The sequence below is a fragment of the Hyphomonas atlantica corrig. genome (genome assembly GCF_000682715.1).
Taxonomy (GTDB): domain Bacteria; phylum Pseudomonadota; class Alphaproteobacteria; order Caulobacterales; family Hyphomonadaceae; genus Hyphomonas; species Hyphomonas atlantica.
The window spans coordinates 74,315-93,358 of the sequence record NZ_AWFH01000001.1 but is presented as its reverse complement, the minus strand read 5'-3'; the positions used below and the strand labels follow the sequence as shown (position 1 = coordinate 93,358).

The window sequence follows — 19,044 nt, the reverse complement described above, 5'->3', positions numbered from 1 at the left end:
GCCTATCAGAGGTTCAGATGCTGCCTTCGTGCTCGACCACCAGGATGCGGGCTTCCCCCCGGGGATGGGCGACATGTTCACACCCGATCCCGGCGAAGAAGACGTCTCCCGTTTCCAGCGTCACGATCTTCTCGGTGCCGTCTTCGCGGTAATGCATGTCAACCACGCCATCGAGCACGGCGAATACTTCCTCACCTTCGTTGACGTGCCAGATATAGGGCTGATCGGTCCAGTGCAGGCGCGTTGTGATCCCGGCCATATTCGCCACGTCGATCGCACCCCATGCTTTGGGCGCGGTAAATGCCTTGCTGCGGATGATCTTCATGGTCGTCGTTCCCTAATGCAGTAAGCCGGGCCGCAGAGTGTTGCGGCCCGGTCTCCGACGTATCGCGGCTAGAGGCAAGATCAAACCGTGTCCACGAACACGATTTCTGCGTCGGCTACACCTTTCAGAGTCACGGATTCCGGGCCCGTGATCGCGGCGCCATCGCGTCCGTTCATGACAATACCGTTCAGCTCGATGGATCCATCGGCCAGTACCAGATAACCGTGACGGCCTTCCTTGACCTCATAGGTGAGCGTTTCGCCTTCCTTCAGTGTCGCGCCGAGAACATTGGCATCCTGATTGATGACGAGGCTGTCGTCTGCGCCGTCGCCAGAGGCCAGCACCGCCCAATTTCCGGAGCGTTCCCCTTTCGGGAACTTCCGTGCGCCCCAGCCGGGCTTGCCGCCTGCATGGCGTGGCAGGATCCAGATCTGGAACAGGGTCGTTTCTTCGTCTTCGGCGTTCCACTCCGAGTGCTGCACGCCATCGCCAGCGCTCATCACCTGCACGTCGCCAGCCTCGGTACGGCCGGTATTGCCCATCGAATCTTTGTGGGTGATCGCACCTGTGCGGACATAGGTGATGATCTCCATTGAGCTGTGCCCGTGCGGCGGAAAGCCTGTATGCGGCTGGATCGTGTCATCATTCCAGACGCGCAGGGCACCTTCGCCCATCCGCTTCGGATCATGGTAGCCCGAGAAGGAAAAGTGATAATTGGCGTTCAGCCAGTCGTTCTGGAACCGGCCAAGCTGTTTGAAGGGTCTGTGTTCAATCATGGCGATATCCTTTCGCTCGTGTTGCAGCGAATATGACGTGTCCGGGCGCAGCCTGAAGAGCGCAGCCAGCCATCACACCTATGCATGCCGTGCATAAGTGGAAACGGGCCCGAAACCCGCTAGGTTCCGTCCGGCATGACTCTGCCCATTGTTCACCATGTTGATTATGACGCGAAAACCGTCGCGGATGACCATCGTTTCCCGATGCGCAAATATGCGCTCGTGGCCGAATTTCTCCGCGCGGCAGGCCATAGCTTCATAGAGCCACAGGCCGCATCGGAAGACTGGCTGCACCTCGCGCATGACGAGGCCTATGTCACCGCCATCCTGACCCAAACGCTTGATGCAAAGGCCGCCCGCAAGGTCGGCTTCGAGATCACGCCCGCCATCGCCCGGCGCTCGGCTGCGTCGGTTGGCGGCACATGCCTTGCCGCGCGCCTTGCGCTGGAGCAGGGGGCCGCGGTGAACCTTGCCGGCGGCAGCCATCATGCCGGGCCCGACGGCGGGGCGGGGTTCTGCGTGTTCAATGATGTTGGCGTTGCCGGAAAGCTCCTGCTGGAAACGAAGGAAGTGCGCCGTGTGGCCGTCATTGATTGTGATGTACACCACGGAGACGGCACGGCGCTGATCTTCCGCTACGATCCGCGCGTCTTCACCGCCTCGCTGCATTGCGAACAGAACTGGCCGCGCGAGAAGCCGCCCTCTGATCTGGACATCGGCCTGCCAAAGGGCACGGGCGATGCGGCCTATCTTTCCGCGCTGGAAGATCTTGTCGATGCCGCCCTCGGCACCGCGCCGGACATTGTCTTCTACAATGCTGGGGTCGATCCGCATGCAGAGGACCGTCTGGGCCTGCTGTCCCTAAGCGATGAGGGCTTGCGCGCGCGGGACGCATATGTGGCGCGGGCCTGCCGCTCAGCCGGCATCCCGCTCTGCGGCGTCCTCGGCGGCGGCTATGCCCGCGACGCCCACGCTGTCGCCCGGAGGCATACGTTTCTGGTTGAGGCGCTGGGCGCGGCTGCGTGAAGGCACCCAGCCTCTTGCCCCGACTCACTTGCGTCGCCACAAGAGGCAGATGCCTGCCCAGCCAACCCTCAACGATGCCCGCGCGCTGCTGAAGCGCGTCTATGGCTATGACGCCTTCCGGGGGTTGCAGGAGGCGGTCATCTCGGATGCGCTGGCAGGCAAGGATGGCCTTGCCGTTCTGCCGACCGGCGGTGGCAAGTCGCTCTGCTATCAGATCCCGGCGCTGCTGCGGGACGGGGTCGGCATTGTCGTCTCGCCGCTGATCGCGCTTATGGCCGATCAGGTCGACGCGCTGAAACAGGTCGGCGTGCGCGCCGAGCGGCTCGATTCTTCTATGGATTTCAATGCCCGGGCCGAGGCGCTGGAGGCGGCCGCGCGCGGCGAGATGGATCTGCTCTATGTCTCGCCAGAGGGCATGGGCACGGGGCTGGCCCAGCGCCTCGCGCAAATGAACATCTCGCTGATCGCCGTGGACGAGGCGCACTGTGTCAGCCAGTGGGGCCATGATTTCCGCCCGGACTATCGCGCGCTGGGCCGGCTGAAGGATTTGTTCCCCGGCGTGCCGCGCCTGGCCGTGACGGCGACCGCAGACACCCGTACACGCGAAGACATTCTTGAGCAGCTCGACCTGACGAAGCCCGCCGTGCATGTCGCGAGCTTTGATCGGCCAAACCTTGCGCTTGCCGCAGAGCCGAAGGAAGGCAACCGCGCCCAGCGCGTCGTCTCTCTCGTCAAGGCGCGACCGGGCCTCTCCGGCATTGTCTACGCCGCCACCCGCAACGCCACCGAAGACCTTGCAGAGGCGCTGGAGCGGGCCGGGATTTCCTCGCTCGCCTATCATGCGGGCCTTGATGCGGACGTGCGGGCCGAGCGCCAGCGGCGTTTCCTGCTTGAAGACGGGCTCGTCATGTGCGCGACCGTCGCGTTCGGCATGGGCGTCGACAAGCCGGATGTGCGCTTTGTCATCCATGCCGACCCGCCCAAGACGATGGAAGCCTATTGGCAGGAAGTTGGCCGCGCGGGCCGGGATGGCGAGCCTGCCGAGGGCGTGGCCCTCTATGGCCCAGCAGACATGCGCCGCTCGCTCAGCTGGACTTATGAGAGCGATGCACCCGAAGCGGTCAAGCGCGTGCAGATCACCAAGACACGGCAGCTGTTTGCCTTTTTCGATGGGGATGATTGCCGCCGCGCAGCGGTGCGTCGCTATTTCGGGGAAGAGGGGGTGGAGGCCTGCGGGGCCTGCGATATCTGCCGGGGCGAGAGCGGTGACCCTTATGATGCGACGCGCTGGGCGCAGATGGCGGTCTCAGCTGTCCTGCGCTGCGGCCAGAAGATCGGCCGGGGGCGCCTGATCAATCATTTGCTGGGGCAGGCGAAGGACAGTTTCGACGAAGAGCTGTCCACCCAGTCGACCTATGGCATCGGCAAGAACATGCCCAAACAGGGGTGGAGCCGTGTGTTCGATGCGCTGCTCTATGATGGCGTACTGGCCGAAGGCGGCGAGATGAACCGCCCGGCCATGATCGTGCCGGATGCCGAGGCCGCCCGCGCGCTGTTCCGGGGCGACCGCACGCTGATGCTGCGCGCCGATCCGGCCGCCACGCGCAAACGCTCGAAAGGCAAGAGCCGCGTCGCGGCGCAGGCCCTGGCTGACATGTCGGAGCGTGATCAGGCCCTGTTCGACAATCTGCGCATCTGGCGCACGGAAACGGCGAAGACGCGCGGCGTACCGCCTTACGTTATTTTCCATGACCGTACCCTCGCCGAAATCGCCCGCGAACGTCCCAATGGCGCAGATGAGCTGCGCCTGATCAGCGGTGTCGGCGAGAAAAAGGCCCAGCGCTACGCCGAAGACGTGTCGCGGATTATCAGCGAAGCGGCCTAGATCGTGTCGGCTGAAGCCAGCTTAATGCCGCCGAGGCGGCGTACCATCGCGTAGAGGAACAGGGAGACACCAGCAATCTCGCAAGTTTCTTCGATGAGCACAAAAACGTCGCCGACAAGCGTCGCTTCTCCCGCGCGTGCCAGACCATTTGCATCGTAGTAGACCGACGCGACCTGCTCCAGCCCAACCGCGCCGCACACAAAGATAAACCCGGACAGGGCGAACAGGAGCTGGCTGGACCGGTCCAGGTTCAAATACCACCTGATCATGAACAGACCGATGATGCCCATGACAATGAGATAGGGGATTTCAAATCCCGTATAAGGCATGAAACCTTCGGGCAGGATTGCGCGCATGGAATTGGTTATGCGCTCATGGATGCGGATGTTTTCATCGAAGCTGAGCAGGACGAACACCAGGCCAACGGTGAGCCAGGGTAGTTTGCTCCGACGATCGCCCGGTGTCACGGCTGCGGTGAAGAAAGCCATCATCGCCGTCGAAAACAGAAGCAAGGAAGACATAAAAGACGGAACATTCATTTCTCCGTCCATATGGAACGTGCCGACAAAGCCGAAGGCGTGCTCGCGTCCAAGTCCATATTTTAGGATGAGTGCCGCAATATGCGCAGACACCAGAAACAGCGTGATTGCGATCAGAGCCTTGGCAACCGAGCGCTCTGAAATCGTCGCCTCGGTAGCCGTCGGACGGCCGATTTGTTGTGTAGTGATGCTCGAAACCATGTTGAGCGTCTCGTCCCCCAAGTAAACAAAATCCTAATATTGGTAGTTATTTAAAGGTTTCGTGACGGTCAAGCTAAGGGTGACGAGATTTCAATTTTTCCGACGCGCTGCAAAAGATTTGGAAAAATTCACGAGGCGTCCTCGGCAAAAGGCTTTCAGCGCCTTGACCCGGCGGGCAGCGCGCCTCACCTATAGAGCCAACAAGATTTCCCGCTTTCGGAGTTCTCATGAACCTTTTGCACCGCCTCGATGACGAGACAGACGAAAAGACCCAGACCGAGCCGAATGCCTTCCTTGAGGAAGCGCTGTTCAAGGCCCGTACGATCCTGCTGACCGGCGGCATCGATTTCCACGCCGCGCGCCGGGTCAGCCAGCGCCTTCTGGCCCTGTCCTCGGAAAGCAAGGAGCCAATCCTGCTGGTCCTGTCCTCTCCGGGCGGCCATGTCGAAAGCGGCGACATGATCCACGACATGATCAAATTCGTCGAAGCTCCGGTGAAAATCCTCGGCACAGGCTGGGTCGCCTCTGCCGGCGCGCTGATCTACTCGGCAGCCAAGAAGGAAAACCGCTACTGCCTGCCGAATACACGCTTCCTGCTTCATGAACCGCGGGGCGGTGTTGGCGGTCAGGCCACGGATGTTGAAATCCAGGCCCGCGAGATCATCAAGATGCGCGAACGTCTCAACAAGATCTTCGCGGCGGCGACTGGCAAGTCGCTGGAGCAGATCAAGGAAGACACAGATCGTGACTTCTGGATGAGCGCACAGGAAGCGGTCGATTACGGGCTGGTTGGCCAGATCGTGAATCACCGCAGCGACATCAAGTAAGCGTTCATCGCGCTGACACTCAAAGACATTTAACGCCCGGTCCTGTTCAGGTCCGGGCGTTTATCTTTCGTTAGGCATGTGTTTGCCGCGCGTAAAGGTTTATGGCGCAAGGTGGCTTCTTAACCTGTTCAAGGACCCCGCCGCCTCTATGCCGGTACGAGTAGAAGACATCGCGGTCGCTGTGCGGCCCATTCCGACCGCTGCCACAATATCCGGGTTAGTCACCCGGTTCCTGGCCAATCCGGACCTGTTTGCTGTGCCGATCGTCAGTGATGGTGCGGCGTTGGGCATGGTCACGCGCCGGGCCGTTCTGGAGGCGCTGGCCACCGTCAGTCTCAGGGAGGCCAACAGCTCGTCTCCGGTTACCAGCATCATGGTCGAGCAACCGGTCATGAGTGAAGCAGGCACGCCGGTTGGCCTGGTTGCCAAGATCGCTTCGGAAATGTCGAACACAGCGCTGACCGATGGTGTGATCGTATTGGCCGAAGGCAAATATTTCGGCCTGATAAGCCCCGCATCACTTCTGTCTGCCATCGCCAAGGAAAACACGGCCCGGGCGAGGGCGCTTCAGGTTGCACACAAGCGCCTTCAGCAGAAACAGGGCGAAGCAGGGACCTTTGAGCAGGAAAAGGCGCAGTTCCTGTCCTTTGTCGGGCACGAGATCCGCACGCCGCTCACCGGCATTCTCGGAGTTGCCGACCTGTTGCAGGACAGCGTGAATGGATCTGAGCCGAAACGACTGGCGCGCACCATTTCCGAAAGCGGGCATCACCTTGACCGGTTGCTCAGCGATCTTCTGGATTTGTCACGCTTGGAAGCCGGAAAGCTGTCGATCAACAGCGCGCCGTTCGAGCTTGGCGCCTTTGCCAATGAAGCCCGCGACCTGTGGCACTCCCGCATCGCCGGGAAGCGTCTGGACCTGCGCATTCGTGTTGTCGGGGAGCCGAACATTCGCCTTGAGGGCGACGCGATGCGCCTGCGTCAGATCCTGTTCAATCTGATGAGCAACGCGCTGAAATTCACCGAGCGTGGCTATATCGGCGTTGAATTGTCGACCTTTGAAGCCGCCGGAAGCCTGAAGCTTCGCATGACGGTGGAAGACACAGGCTGCGGTATCTCCGATGCTGACAAGGCGCGCCTGTTCGAAGCCTTTGAACAGGCCAGGCCCTCGACCGCTTCAACGCATGGCGGATCCGGGCTCGGCCTGTCGATCGCGAAGGGCCTTGCCCGCCGCATGGAAGGGGAGGTCCTCCTCGCAGACAATCCGGACGGTGGCTCGGTGTTTACCGTCACTATACCCGTGAAACGGGCAGGACCACGCCTTGCCGTGACAGGTGCGCCGCCAAAGCCCCGGATGCGGGCGTTCGAGCTGGGCCGCATCCTGCTGGCCGAAGACCATGCGGTCAGCGCCCTTGTTGTCACGCGTGCGCTCTCCGCTGCGGGGTGGCAGGTAGACTCGGTGCAAACCGCAGAGGATGCCATCGCCAAGGCAACCGAGAATACGTATCAGGCCATCCTGACAGACATTCACCTGCCGGGCGCGACAGGCGACGACGTGCTGGCGACACTTCGCGACAGCAAGGGGCCAAACGCCTTGGCTCCGATCATTGCGGTGACAGCTGATGTCAGTCCCGAGCGGCGACTCGCCTGCCAGCGCGCCGGGTTCACGACCATCATTGAAAAGCCGATCCGGCCCCGCGCGCTTGTGGCGACGCTGGTCGACATCCTGCTCGCGGACAAGGCGGCAGCCGCTGAGGCAACTGAATTGCAACGGGCCTGAGCGGAGACATGCCATTGCCGGACGACAAGCCAGGCCTGCTGATCGCAGTCGGGCGCGGCCTGCGGTTTCGGTGTCCGCGCTGCGGGAAGGGGCGTCTCTTTCGCGCCTATCTGAAACAAGTGGAGACTTGCGATGAATGTGGCGAGCCACTGGGACATGTCCGGGCGGATGATGGGCCTGCCTGGCTCACCGTGCTCTCGCTCGGGCCTTTCCTTGTGGCCATCACCTTCTTCGTCTCATTCGGCCATCTTCCCCTCTGGACCAGCCTTCCCATCGCAATCATCGCGGTAACCGGCGCGGTGCTGATCCTGTTGCCCCGTATGAAGGGGGCCTTTATCGCCGCGCTCTGGCTTTCCGGCTTTGGAAGCCGCGAGAACGACGAAGCCTGAAAGTCTACACAATTCGGCATTCAGGGTTGAAATTGCGCGAAGATTTCGCTCTCACTTGAGGCAAGACAATTTCAAGTGGGGAGACACGCATGGGAAAATGGTTTGGTCGCATAGCGCTCATCGTCGGATTCATCTCGGCTGTTATTGGTATCGTCGTTTATGTGAACGACGAGGTTCGTGCCCGCCTGTTTCCAGATCTTGCGCCCGCCACGCGCGCAGACGTTCAGGAGCAGATGCGTCTTAGCGAAGAACGTATCGTCTCTGTGGTGCAGGCGTCCGTCAGCGCGGCGCTGACAAATGCGCAGGCTCAGGGAACCGATTTCTCCGGGGACGAAAGGAACAATTACGAAGCCGCGCTGACCTCGTTGCTGGCATCTGAAGACCCCACTTTCAATGACGCCAAATTCCTCGCCCTATCTGGCCAGACAGAGGCGGCGGCTGATGAACTTGTAACGATGGCGGAGCTGACCTCTGGCGATGCAGACCCTATTCCCGAGCGAGATCGTGCCAGCCTTCTGCGCAGCGCGGGCGACATTCTCGTTCCCTCCGATCCAGAGAAGGCGCTAGCCACCTACCGCAAGGCGCAGGAGCTGGACCCGCACAACCAGATCCTCGCCACGCGCATTCAGCAATTGTCGGCTCAGACGGCCGCCGCCAATCAGGTGGCCGCTATCCCGAATGCGCAGTTTGAGTTTGATGGTCTGCTGTTCGAGTTTGAAGGGTGTGAGAATTCAGAAAAGCTGAACTGCGTCTTGTCGGTGACGAACACGACGCCCGACGAGAAACACCTGTTCACGCGCAGCGTCTGGGCCGTTGATGAGCATAGTCGATGGATGAGGGATACGCGGCGCAATGTTCGTGCATCCAGTCACTACACCTGGAATGTGCCGTCACTCGAGGCGTCTCAGATCGACTTCACCTTCGGGCGTACAGCAAACATTCTCCAGTATCTGACCTTTGACCTGCATGTGGAAAATGTGTCCTACAAGAAGACATTCCGCGACGTGGCGGTGCGCGGTGGCCGGGATGTGCAGGTGCGCCAGATGCGCGCGATCGATCCGACTTATCCGGACCGTGCCTTCTCTGTTTCGGGCGTGCAGTTTCATTTCCTGGGATGTAGCAATCCGGACGCGCCTGTCTGCCGCTTTGACCTGCTCAATACGGGGTCAGAAACGGCGGTTATCAACGTCCGTTCGGACGTGGCTTATGATCACAACAGCCGGGCGATCGAGTCGGTTCTCCCCGAGCTTGACATCAGTGGAGACAATCGCGGAGAGGTTCCGCCCGGCATCACGACAGGCTGGACCGTCAATTTCCGGAAGCCGTCCTCCTTCTTCCAGGAGTATCGGGCTTCAATCGAGGTAAATGGCAACCGTATTACAAGGTCCTATCGGGATCTGCCGCTCGGCGATGGTCCCATGCCGGAGATCAAAACGCTGGATGCGACCGCTGTATTTGGGCCTGATGGCTATTTCGAAGCAGGAGGAGTCGAGTTCGCGTTCATGGGGTGCACTGACACGCTGAAGCCAGTGTGCCGTACCGATGTTCGCAACACGACAGACGCCTATGTCAAAGTCTCTGCCGGGCGGGCCGAAGGCACGCATGATGGGGGGCAGGAGGTTCGGTCTGCGAATGCGGTGGTTCTTATGAACAACGACTTCAGCGGTGAAATTCCGCCCGGTCTGACAACGACCATAGAGCATCGATTCTCGCCTGAAGTGGGCACATTTGACACGCTGGATATCCGGTATTCCGCTGGCGATCAGCGCGAGAGCCGCAGCTTCAGCGCGGTGCCTGTGCAGTAAGGGCGCAAACGACCTGCATCGCGTGCAGGTCAGATGGTTGCAGAGGCGCGAAACCGCGTGTAATAGGCGCGCTTCGCAACATGCGATCGGTTCGGTAGCTCAGCTGGTTAGAGCGCACGACTCATAATCGTGAGGTCGGGAGTTCAAGTCTCCCCCGAACCACCATTTGCGGATTGCTGACCATTTTTCCGTTTATAGACTAGGGTTTGGGCTCCGCGCGAATATGCGGCTCGGTGCAGCAGCTCATCATAGCGCGGGAATATCGCCGCCACCGCGTACAGATCGCGGCGGCGACAGGTTTTGCAGGTTGGTCCCATTGAGACCGCTATTCTGAGTGAATTTACTCCGCAGCAACGGCTTCGGCGTGGGCTTCCTGTTCCGACAGGAAGCGTTCGGCCTCCAGCGCGGCCATACAGCCCATGCCGGCTGCGGTGACGGCCTGGCGATAGGTCTCGTCGGTCACGTCACCTGCGGCGAAGACGCCGGGAATTTCGGTGGCGGTCGAATCCGGCGCGGTGATGAGATAGCCATTGTCCTTCATGGCCAGCTTGCCCTTGAACAGTTCCGTGGACGGGGCGTGGCCGATGGCGATGAACACACCATGCACCGGAATGTCCGTCGTTTCGCCGGTGTCGACATTCTTCAGGCGCGCGCCCGTCACGCCAGCCGGGTCACCTTCGCCGAGCACTTCATCCAGAACCGTGTTCCAGACCACTTCGACTTTCGGGTTCTTGAACAGGCGGTCTTGCAAGATCTTCTCGGCGCGGAAGCCGTCGCGGCGGTGTACGACCGTGACCTTGGAGGCGAAGTTCGTGAGGAACAGCGCTTCTTCCACAGCTGTGTTGCCGCCGCCGACGACGAGGACTTCCTTGCCGCGATAGAAGAAGCCGTCACAGGTGGCGCAGGCGGAGACGCCGAAGCCCTTGTATTTTTCCTCTGACGGGATGCCCAGCCATTTGGCCTGTGCGCCCGTGGAAATGACGACGGAATCGGCGGTGTAGGTGGTGCCGCTTTCGCCCACAGCCTTGAACGGCCGGGAGGAGAAATCAACATCCGCGATATGGTCATTGATCACGGTCGCGCCCATGGCTTCGGCGTGTTCCTGCATCTTCACCATCAATTCAGGGCCCTGAATCTCGGTGAAGCCGGGATAGTTCTCAACCTCTGTCGTGATGGTCAGTTGGCCGCCGGGCTGCATGCCGGTCACCACGGTCACATCGCGCATCGCCCGCGCGCCATAGACAGCGGCGGTCCAGCCAGCCGGGCCGGAGCCGATGATCAGGATTTCGGTGTGTTTCGTGTCAGCCATTTCGGAAGGCTCCGCCATCTGTTCTTGTTGTTCGGCCCGCCATATAGGGAGCATTGACCGAGCCTTAAAGCGCTGCGGGCTTCATATCAATGTGAACACTGTCCGGCAGCGGTCAAGGCCGTGTCATTGCCCGCGCAGACGACTTCTACCGTGGCGTGGGAGACCTGAAACCGGTCAGCCAGCCTGTCTTTCACCGCGCGGCGCAGCAGGTCCGGATCGGCGCCGTCGGCGGCGGTCACTTCCAGCGTGATCAGGGGCTTTTGCTCGGTCAGCGCCCAGGCGTGAAGATGGTCGACCGAGACGACCCCTTCGAGGCTGGCGAGGTCTGCGCTGATCTCTGCCGGGTCCAGCCCGGCGGGGGTGCCTTCCAGCAGGATATGACCGGATTTACGGGCAATGCGCACACCCGCAAACAGAACCAGCAGGGCCACGAGGACTGACAGGATCGGGTCTGCAGCCATCCAGCCCGTGGTCATGATGATCACCGCTGCGCCGATGGCGGCGACCGAGCCGAGCAAATCCCCGGCCACATGCCAGAGCGCGCCCTGCAGGTTCAGGTCTTCTTTGCTGCCGCCATGCAGGATGGCGAAGGCGATGATGTTGACGATCAGGCCGCCAACCGCGACGGCCATCAGCACATTGCCCATCACTTCGACCGGTTCCAGCAGGCGGTGAATGGCTTCCCACACGATCCAGAGCGAGAGCAGGACAAGGAGGATACCATTGGTGAAGGCGGCCAGGATCTTCATGCGGGCAAAGCCATAGGAGCGCTGCGGGTCTGCCGGGCGGTCTGCCAGCTTGTAGCCGACCCAGGCGAGCGCGAGGGAGCCTGCATCGGTCAGCATGTGCGCCGCATCAGCCAGCAGGGCCAGCGAGCCGGAAATGACGCCGCCCACGATTTCCGCGATCATGAAGGCCGCTGTCAGCAGGCCGGCAATGGCAACGCGCCGGCGGGAATCGGCGCTGCTCATATCCGCGTGATGGTCATGATCGTGATGGTCATGATCGTGATGGTCATGACCGTGGCCATGTCCATGATTGTGACCATGATCGTGCGCTTGGGAATGGGCGTGTTCACTCATGCCATCTGTGTGGCGGCTCTTGGGGGAGGGGTCAATCAGCCTGTGATAGCGTTGCGATCGTGACGCTATAGCATCGGCAACAGGCCGGGCCCTATTCCGGCAGGTCGCTGGCGGGCAGGCGCGCTTCCCGGCGGGTGCGGAACCGGCCCTCGAAGGCAACGATCAGGCAGGCCGTGATGATCACGACCGCGCCGACCCAGAGCTGCCAACTGGGCATCTCGTTGAAGAAGACAAGCCCTAGCAGGGCCGACCAGACCAGCGAGGTATATTCCAGCGGGGCCAGCCGCTGCGCCGGGGCGCGGCCATAGGCCAGCGTCGCCAGGTACCAGACCCCATAGCCAAGCAGGCCCAGCAGCGCGAAGATCGGCAGGTCATTCCAGTCGGGCGCGCCGAACACGCCAAACGTGACCGGCAGCATGGCCAGCGCGGGCACGATATTGGTGAACAGCGCAATCGTGGTGGCGTCCTCGATCAGGGCCCGCATCCGCAACAGGACGAGCACGAACGCATAGCCGATCGTGGAGCTGAACAGAGAGATCAGGCCAAGTGTCTGGTTGCCCGCATCCTCGCCTGCGCCGGACTGTCCGGAGAGGGCAAAGGCGACGCCCGCAAAGCCGAGCAGGGTGGCGCCCGCGGCAACAGGGCTGATCTTCTCGCCCAGCAGGAGGCGCGCGACCGGGGCAACCAGCAGCGCCGCCGTAAAGCCCAGCGTGGTGGCCACGGCCAGTGGCAGCTGGGTCAGCGCGTAGAAGAAGGTGAAGGCGCAAAACAGCTGCAGCAAGCCGCGCAAGGTGTGGAAGCGGATGGCCGCCCAGCCGGGGGCGGGCTTGCGCTGGGCTAGGAAGACCGCAAGGGCGATGAGCGCGCCGAACAGGAAGCGCCAGGCCACGAGATGCTGCAGCCCCGCATCGGGCGCGACGCCCTTCACCAGCGCGTCCACACCGGTGCCGACCAGAATGGCAAAGGCGGAGATCAGCATGGGGGCGGAGAGAAGGCGGGCAATCATGAGCGCCGGACCGTAGACGAGTCCCCTCCGCGCGGGAATCGATTTCTTGGCGCGGCATATGTGTGCCGCCGGGGCAGGTGTGGTAGGAGAGGGGAAAGCGGTTGCCACCTGAACGAGCGACCGCGCCGAGGGAGGACAAGATGACCGCACCACGCCTGCGCCAATTGGTGATTGCCGCCGAAACGCTGGAGGCCGCTGACCAGCTGGGGGAGCTGCTGGAACTGGGCGCGCCTTTCGTGGACCCCGGCGTGAAGGAGTTCGGCCTGGAGAACCGGGTCTATGCCCTTGGCGACCAGTTCCTGGAGGTGGTCGTGCCGATGGCGGACAGTGCGCCCGCGCGCCGCTTCATCGACCGGGTGGGCGAGGGCGGATACATGGCGATCTTCCAGACCGATGATCTGAACGCCCTGCGCGCCCGCGTGGACGGAATGGGCATTCGCCGCGTCTGGAACATTGACCTGCCGGACATTTCCGCCAGCCATCTGCACCCGGCCGATATTGGTGGCGCGATCGTTTCCGTGGACGAAGCGCGCCCGGCGGGCAGCTGGCGCTGGGGCGGCCCGGCCTGGCGCGACAACACCGTGCCCGGACGGCTGGTCAGCGCCGCGATGGAGACACCAGACCCCGACGGCCTCGCCGCGCGCTGGGCCCTGGCGCTGGGCCTGACCGTGGACGAGCGGGTGTTGTATCTCGAAGACGCCGCCATCGTGTTCCGTGAGGGGCCGGTGGAAAAGCTCGCCGCCTTCGGCCTCTACCGCCCGGATGCCGAGGCCATCCTGTCGCGCGCCGAGGCGATGGGCCTGGATGTGGACGGGCGGGAAATCCGCTTCGCCGGTGTGGGGCTGAGCCTGTTGGAGTAGGGGGGCGTGTCAGTGCAGAAAACATTCAGCATTTGCCTGGGCCACATTCCCTTCAACCGCGTCATCCTTCGACTTCGCTCAGGATGAGTCTGTTCTGTGCTGCACTCACTGAGCGCTCATGCTGAGCGAAGTCGAAGCAAGGGCGCGGGATAACCGCTCAGACACGCCCGTATCTCCGGCGCATGCCGGAGTCTCCCGCGGTTGCCTATGCGGAGCCGCCTCGGGAGGCCCCGGATCAAGTCCGGGGATATGGATTGTGGAAACGCCTGCCCAAACTCAAGACGTATCCGGACATTCCCGGACCGCCACATCATGCAGCTCTATCAGCGCGGTTTCTTCGGCCCGCGTCACCGGCAGGCGGGAAAAGGCGGGTGGCAGGACGCGGGTGAGGATCGGGATGGCCTGTCCCATGAGGCGGCGCATCGCCTCGACATAGCGGGGCAGATTGTCCATCGCATGTTCCAGCGCCAGGAAGCGGCGCACCTGCCGCGCGGCGGGCAGGATGTCAAAGGGTTCGGCCCTGTATTCGGACAGGTCTACCGGCGTCTCCTCATCCAGCAGGCGGATGCGCGGGCCCGTGCGGAAGCGTTTGGGCGGCGGCGTGCGCCTTGTCTTTCCGGGCTCGGCCTCTGTCAGCCGGAAATACGCCGAAGGGAACAGGCGGGGTGTGGCGACCGGGCCCGTGGCGCGCTTTGGCGCTGGCGTGCCATGCGCCGTGGACGGATATGTCTGTAGCGCGCCCAGCTCAGCGGCGAGCAGCACGATCAGGCGTCGCATCAGGGGTTCGGCATAGGCCAGGAACCGCGTCAGGCCCTGCAGCTCCCGCCGCGCCAGAAAGGGCAGGCAGGGCAACAGGCCAAGGCAGAGCCGTCGGCGCATGTCGCCGACCATCCAGTCCAGCCGGTCAAGGCTGAACCGGGCCGCATGGATCAAGAAGTCGCCTGCACGGATCATGAGGCCCAGTCTGAAGGCCGCGCTTCTCAGACGGATTGGGGGCGGGGTTTGGGCCGCTTCATCCTTCGACTTCGCTCAGGATGAGTCCGTGCTTATTGAGCGCTCATGCTGAGCGAAGTCGAAGCACGGGCGCGGGCAGTCTGATGCCAATCCCCATGACTGTAAGTCGGCCTCACGCCTTTCGGAGTTCGGAGTGGGATTTGAGGACGCGGTCGCCGTCTTCCTGTTTGATGAGGTAGGCGGGGTCGTCTTTTGTCGCCTTGCGTTTCACCTCATTGCCCTTGATCGTGCGGGTGACCGTGTCTGTGAAGCGCTCGTCCACCTTGCCCGTGGCGGTGCCATTGCCCCAGTCCCATTCCACTTTCGTGCCGATATTGTAGCCGTCGGTCGCCATCAGTCGCCTTTCTTCTCCGGAATGTCGTCATGCTTGGTGGAGGCCAGGTCTTCGAGCTCGGACTCGCTCATCGAGTCGTACATCTCCTTTGACGCGCCTTGCAGGTCGCTGACCTTTGTCTCGCCGCGCTTGGCGGACAGCGCCGCGCCGGCGGCCTTCTGCTGGGCTTCGGACTGGGCAGGCATGGAGGGCTCCTTCGCGCATGGGTCTCGCGAGAGGAACGGGGAAGGGAGGGATGGGTTCCGGAACTCTCATTCCTGTCATCCCGGAAAATCCGGGAGGATTTATCCGGGACCCATTCTCTAAAGTCCGTTCATCCTGCGACTTCGCTCAGGATGAGCGCGTTGGGGTGGGCGGTGCAGGGAAGAAATTCATCCTGCGCGTAGATGAAGAATGGGGAGCCGCCAGACGAGACTTCAGATCAAATCGGAAGGATGACGGCTTAATGTGCTTTGGATTGTTGGGAGTGACGTATCAAGCTGAATTCAAATGATAGCGCCGATGAGCCAACCGTGCTGCGCTTTCGGCTGCGTTGTCTGTCACCTCAGGAGGAAAATGTTTTTGAAGATCGTGCTTCAATGCATCCGGTGCCTTGTTCTCTGGGAAATATGGAATGCTTTTGTCTCGCCACCTTGCATAATCAAACAGATGCTCAACCATCAGGCGTAGGGCTGATGCTTGCACGACCATATCTGAGATCTCTTCAACTTCTATCTCTAGTGCGCCGTCATATCTCCGTTCACGAAGAATGTTAGAGAACTGTCGGGAATGCTGAACCTGAACGAACTCAATTAGTCTTCGTAGCATTTTGGCGTCTCGACTGCGTACAAGAGCGCTCAACTCAGCAATGACCTCTAGGGAGGACTCCGGCACACGCTCAGTGCTGATTGTATAAGTAGGTCCGCCAGATAGTGCTTTGTGAGAACACACAAGCATCCATAAGCAATTATTTGCGTATTCCGACAAATCTAGAAGGGCTAACGATAACTTTGATTTGCTTTTTAAGTACAACTGGCGGCTTTGAAGTTTAAAGACACCCCAAACAGCAATTGCTGACCCGAAGGCCGCTATTATGCCTCCAAAAAGGCTTTGGTAATCGAGGAACCATTTCCCAGTTTTGGCTCCGGATGTTTCCGCATATATGAAGTTGCTGCTTTCGAGCCATGTCCAAAATTCCTGCAGCCACACCTCCATAAAATCACTCGCGTGCCTTAGACATCCACCTCAGCTTCCAGCGCGAATTCCTCGATGAACTCACGCCGTGGCTCCACGATGTCGCCCATGAGTTTGGTGAACATTTCGTCGGCTTCCTCGATATGGTCGACGCGGACCTGGAGGAGGGTGCGGGCGTTGGAGTCGAGCGTGGTTTCCCAGAGCTGGTCGGCGTTCATTTCACCGAGACCCTTGTAGCGCTGGATCTTGATGCCGTCGCGGCCCGCGGTCAGCACGGCCTGGAACAGGGCACATGGTCCGTGGACGGTAAAGTCACCGCCTTTTTCGCGGCGCAGGATCAGCGGCTGGTCATACAGCTCTCGCAGACTTTCGGCGCGTTCGGCCAGGCGAATGGCGTCCTGGCTGGCCAGTAGCGGCGCAGGCAGGATGGCGTTCTCTTCCACGCCGCGCACGGTGCGCTTCAGGACCAGCGCGCCGTCTTCAAAACGGCCCACCCAATTGTCTTCGCCCTCTTCGGCGAAGCGGTTCAGGCGTTCGGCGGTCTTCTGCGCTTCGGCGTCGCCCGCGCCCGCGGCCATCGCGCCGGCCATGGCGGCCTGTTCCAGCAAATCTGCCGGGGCGCGCAGGGCGAGACGGGCGAGGTTTGCCCGGAAGTTGGAGGCCGCGCGCACACGGTCGCGCAGGTCTTCGCCCGCAATCTGGGTGCCATCCGGCAGGATCAGTGCCTCGCCGGACGTGCCCTCGTCGATGAGATAGGAATCAAGCTCCGCATCATCTTTCAGATACCGTTCGGACTTGCCGCGCGACACCTTGTAGAGCGGCGGCTGGGCGATGTAGAGATAGCCCTTCTCGATCAGCTCCGGCATCTGACGATAGAAGAAGGTCAGCAGCAGGGTACGGATGTGCGCGCCGTCCACGTCAGCATCGGTCATGATGATGATCTTGTGATAGCGCAGCTTGTTGATGTCGAACTCGTCCCGGCCGATGCCCGCGCCGAGCGCCATGATCAGTGTGCCGACCTGATCGGAGGACAGCATCTTGTCAAAGCGTGCGCGTTCCACGTTCAGGATTTTCCCGCGCAGGGGCAGGATGGCCTGGTTCTGACGTTCGCGGCCCTGTTTGGCAGAGCCACCAGCGGAGTCACCCTCGACGATGAAGAGTTCGGATTTCGCCGGGTCTTTCTCCTGACAGTCGGCCAGCTTGCCGGGCAGGGAGGTGATGTCGAGCGCAGACTTGCGGCGCGTCAGCTCGCGGGCCTTGCGGGCCGCTTCGCGCGCCGCCGCTGCCTCGACGATCTTCATCATGATTTCCTGCGCTTCCTTCGGGTGTTCCTCGAACCATTCGGCGAGCTTTTCGCCCATCAGGCTCTCGACCACGGGGCGCACTTCGGAGGAGACGAGCTTGTCTTTCGTCTGGGAGCTGAATTTCGGATCCGGCACTTTCACGGACAGGACGCAGGTCAGGCCCTCGCGCGCATCATCGCCGGAAATCTCGACCTTGGATTTCTTCGCAATGCCGGTTTCGTTCGCATATTTGTTGATCAGGCGGGTCAGCGCGCCGCGGAAGCCCGCCAGATGGGTGCCGCCATCGCGCTGGGGGATGTTGTTGGTGAAGCAGAGCACGTTCTCGTGATAGCTGTCATTCCACTCCATCGCGACTTCGACCGTGATGCCGTCCTTCTCGCCGATGGCATAGACCGGCTCAGGGATCAGCTTGGATTTGGTCTTGTCGAGGTGTTCGACGAACGCCTTAACGCCGCCCTCATATTCGAGGATCGCCTCATAGGGCTCGGCGTCGCGCTCATCGCGGAAGATGATCTTCACGCCGGAGTTCAGGAAGGCCAGCTCGCGCAGGCGGTGCTCCAGCGTCTTGCGGTCATAATCGGTCTTGGTGAAGGTCGACGGCGAGGCGAGGAAGCGCACAGCGGTGCCGGTATAGGGCTTGCCATTGTCGCGGTTGGGGGACTCGCCCCGCTCGATCAGGGGCGCCTCCACGCGGCCCCCCTCGATGAAGCGGACCCAGTGTTCCTTGCCATTGCGGTGAATGGTCAGCTCCAGCCAGTCCGACAGCGCGTTCACGACGGACACGCCGACGCCGTGAAGGCCGCCCGAGACCTTGTAGGAGTTTGAATCGAATTTCCCGCCCGCATGCAGCTGGGTCATGATCACTTCGGCCGCGGAGACGCCCTCGGTCGGGTGCATGTCGACCGGAATGCCGCGGCCATTGTCGGTGATTTCGGCAGAGCCATCGGGGTAAAGCGTGACCGTCACACGGTCTGCATGGCCGGCAAGCGCCTCATCGATGGCGTTGTCCACAACTTCGTAGATCATGTGGTGCAGGCCCGAACCGTCATCGGTGTCGCCGATATACATGCCGGGGCGTTTGCGGACCGCTTCGAGGCCCTTCAGGACCTTGATCGAGCCAGCGCCATATTCGGGGGATTCAGCTTGCGTGCCTTCGGCCATAAAGGCCTCCTCATCGATTCGTGGATTCGCCTTTATTTATAGGGGGTTTGACGCCTAAAGGCCACAGATGAGAGGGGGAATTTGCAGCCCGGAAAACTCTTTTAAAACAGGGTCTTGCGGGCCGATTTGACCGGCAGGGCGTCCGTCTGCGGATGGCCGGGGTAAAAAAGTGCCAAAAAACCCCGGAATCAGGGGTGATTCCGGGGGGTATGAGTCTCTCCAGATCCGTGTCTCCGGGCTTGACCCGG

The 19,044-nt window shown here is 61.5% G+C and carries 18 protein-coding genes and 1 tRNA gene; 8 read left to right on the top strand and 11 right to left on the bottom strand.

Annotated elements, in window-relative coordinates; all coding sequences use genetic code 11:
- Positions 1 to 13: 13 nt before the first annotated feature.
- Positions 14 to 325, bottom strand: a complete 312-nt coding sequence (locus HY36_RS00475) for a cupin (protein WP_035546811.1) — start codon at positions 323 to 325, stop codon at positions 14 to 16.
- 80 nt (positions 326 to 405) lie between these two features.
- Entirely contained in the window at positions 406 to 1,101 is a 696-nt protein-coding gene (locus tag HY36_RS00470) for a pirin family protein (protein ID WP_035546809.1), read from the bottom strand.
- 135 nt (positions 1,102 to 1,236) lie between these two features.
- Between HY36_RS00470 and HY36_RS00465 the strand changes: the two genes are divergently transcribed.
- Together HY36_RS00465 and recQ are read left to right on the top strand one after the other, a co-directional pair.
- Positions 1,237 to 2,127, top strand: a complete 891-nt coding sequence (locus HY36_RS00465) for a histone deacetylase (RefSeq protein ID WP_035546805.1) — start codon at positions 1,237 to 1,239, stop codon at positions 2,125 to 2,127.
- 49 nt (positions 2,128 to 2,176) lie between these two features.
- Entirely contained in the window at positions 2,177 to 4,012 is a 1,836-nt protein-coding gene (gene recQ / locus HY36_RS00460) for a DNA helicase RecQ (RefSeq protein WP_035546802.1), read from the top strand.
- On the opposite strand, the gene HY36_RS00455 is transcribed toward recQ, so the two are convergent.
- Positions 4,009 to 4,773, bottom strand: coding sequence for a hypothetical protein (locus HY36_RS00455; RefSeq protein WP_162175920.1), 765 nt, complete (start codon positions 4,771 to 4,773; stop codon positions 4,009 to 4,011). The two genes, recQ and HY36_RS00455, sit on opposite strands and share 4 nt — an antisense overlap.
- A 206-nt stretch (positions 4,774 to 4,979) precedes the next feature.
- Between HY36_RS00455 and HY36_RS00450 the strand changes: the two genes are divergently transcribed.
- From HY36_RS00450 to HY36_RS00425, 5 genes are all read left to right on the top strand, one after another.
- Complete coding sequence (locus tag HY36_RS00450) at positions 4,980 to 5,579, top strand: ATP-dependent Clp protease proteolytic subunit (protein WP_035546792.1); 600 nt, start codon at positions 4,980 to 4,982, stop codon at positions 5,577 to 5,579.
- A gap of 148 nt (positions 5,580 to 5,727) precedes the next feature.
- Entirely contained in the window at positions 5,728 to 7,359 is a 1,632-nt protein-coding gene (locus tag HY36_RS00440) for an ATP-binding protein (RefSeq protein ID WP_051602363.1), read from the top strand.
- Positions 7,360 to 7,367: 8 nt separating this feature from the next.
- Positions 7,368 to 7,748: a DUF983 domain-containing protein gene (locus tag HY36_RS00435; RefSeq protein WP_035546782.1), complete on the top strand. Its 381-nt coding sequence runs from the start codon at positions 7,368 to 7,370 to the stop codon at positions 7,746 to 7,748.
- A gap of 89 nt (positions 7,749 to 7,837) precedes the next feature.
- Positions 7,838 to 9,553: a hypothetical protein gene (locus tag HY36_RS00430; RefSeq protein WP_035546780.1), complete on the top strand. Its 1,716-nt coding sequence runs from the start codon at positions 7,838 to 7,840 to the stop codon at positions 9,551 to 9,553.
- 88 nt (positions 9,554 to 9,641) lie between these two features.
- A tRNA-Met gene (locus HY36_RS00425) sits at positions 9,642 to 9,718 on the top strand.
- A 175-nt stretch (positions 9,719 to 9,893) separates the two neighbouring features.
- Here HY36_RS00425 and trxB read toward each other — a convergent pair.
- The 3 genes from trxB to HY36_RS00410 all read right to left on the bottom strand — a co-directional run bounded on the left by trxB (position 9,894) and on the right by HY36_RS00410 (position 12,923).
- Positions 9,894 to 10,862 (bottom strand): thioredoxin-disulfide reductase, encoded by a 969-nt coding sequence (gene trxB, locus HY36_RS00420; RefSeq protein WP_035548101.1) that lies wholly within the window; start codon positions 10,860 to 10,862, stop codon positions 9,894 to 9,896.
- Positions 10,863 to 10,948: 86 nt separating this feature from the next.
- The gene (locus tag HY36_RS00415; RefSeq protein WP_035546777.1) at positions 10,949 to 11,944 is read right to left on the bottom strand and encodes a cation diffusion facilitator family transporter; all 996 of its coding nucleotides are present in this window, start codon (positions 11,942 to 11,944) and stop codon (positions 10,949 to 10,951) included.
- 91 nt (positions 11,945 to 12,035) lie between these two features.
- A complete protein-coding gene (locus tag HY36_RS00410) occupies positions 12,036 to 12,923 on the bottom strand; it encodes a DMT family transporter (RefSeq protein WP_162175919.1) in 888 nt (295 codons plus the stop codon).
- A 167-nt stretch (positions 12,924 to 13,090) separates the two neighbouring features.
- Here HY36_RS00410 and HY36_RS00405 point away from each other — a divergent pair, with 167 nt between their 5' ends.
- Positions 13,091 to 13,810: a VOC family protein gene (locus tag HY36_RS00405; RefSeq protein ID WP_035546771.1), complete on the top strand. Its 720-nt coding sequence runs from the start codon at positions 13,091 to 13,093 to the stop codon at positions 13,808 to 13,810.
- Positions 13,811 to 14,086: 276 nt separating this feature from the next.
- Here the strand turns inward: HY36_RS00405 and HY36_RS00400 are convergent, their stop codons facing one another.
- The 5 genes from HY36_RS00400 to gyrB form a co-directional block, all read right to left on the bottom strand.
- On the bottom strand, positions 14,087 to 14,764 hold the full coding sequence (locus HY36_RS00400) for a hypothetical protein (RefSeq protein ID WP_035546767.1): 678 nt from the start codon (positions 14,762 to 14,764) through the stop codon (positions 14,087 to 14,089).
- Between the two features lie 172 nt (positions 14,765 to 14,936).
- Positions 14,937 to 15,158, bottom strand: coding sequence for a DUF2945 domain-containing protein (locus HY36_RS00395; RefSeq protein ID WP_035546764.1), 222 nt, complete (start codon positions 15,156 to 15,158; stop codon positions 14,937 to 14,939).
- The gene (locus tag HY36_RS00390; RefSeq protein ID WP_035546763.1) at positions 15,158 to 15,343 is read right to left on the bottom strand and encodes a DUF3008 family protein; all 186 of its coding nucleotides are present in this window, start codon (positions 15,341 to 15,343) and stop codon (positions 15,158 to 15,160) included. The genes HY36_RS00395 and HY36_RS00390 overlap by 1 nt, the downstream gene beginning before the upstream one ends.
- Positions 15,344 to 15,632: 289 nt before the next feature.
- Positions 15,633 to 16,352: a hypothetical protein gene (locus HY36_RS18290; protein WP_155841594.1), complete on the bottom strand. Its 720-nt coding sequence runs from the start codon at positions 16,350 to 16,352 to the stop codon at positions 15,633 to 15,635.
- A gap of 17 nt (positions 16,353 to 16,369) precedes the next feature.
- Complete coding sequence (gyrB, locus tag HY36_RS00380) at positions 16,370 to 18,796, bottom strand: DNA topoisomerase (ATP-hydrolyzing) subunit B (RefSeq protein WP_035546759.1); 2,427 nt, start codon at positions 18,794 to 18,796, stop codon at positions 16,370 to 16,372.
- Positions 18,797 to 19,044 lie beyond the last annotated feature (248 nt).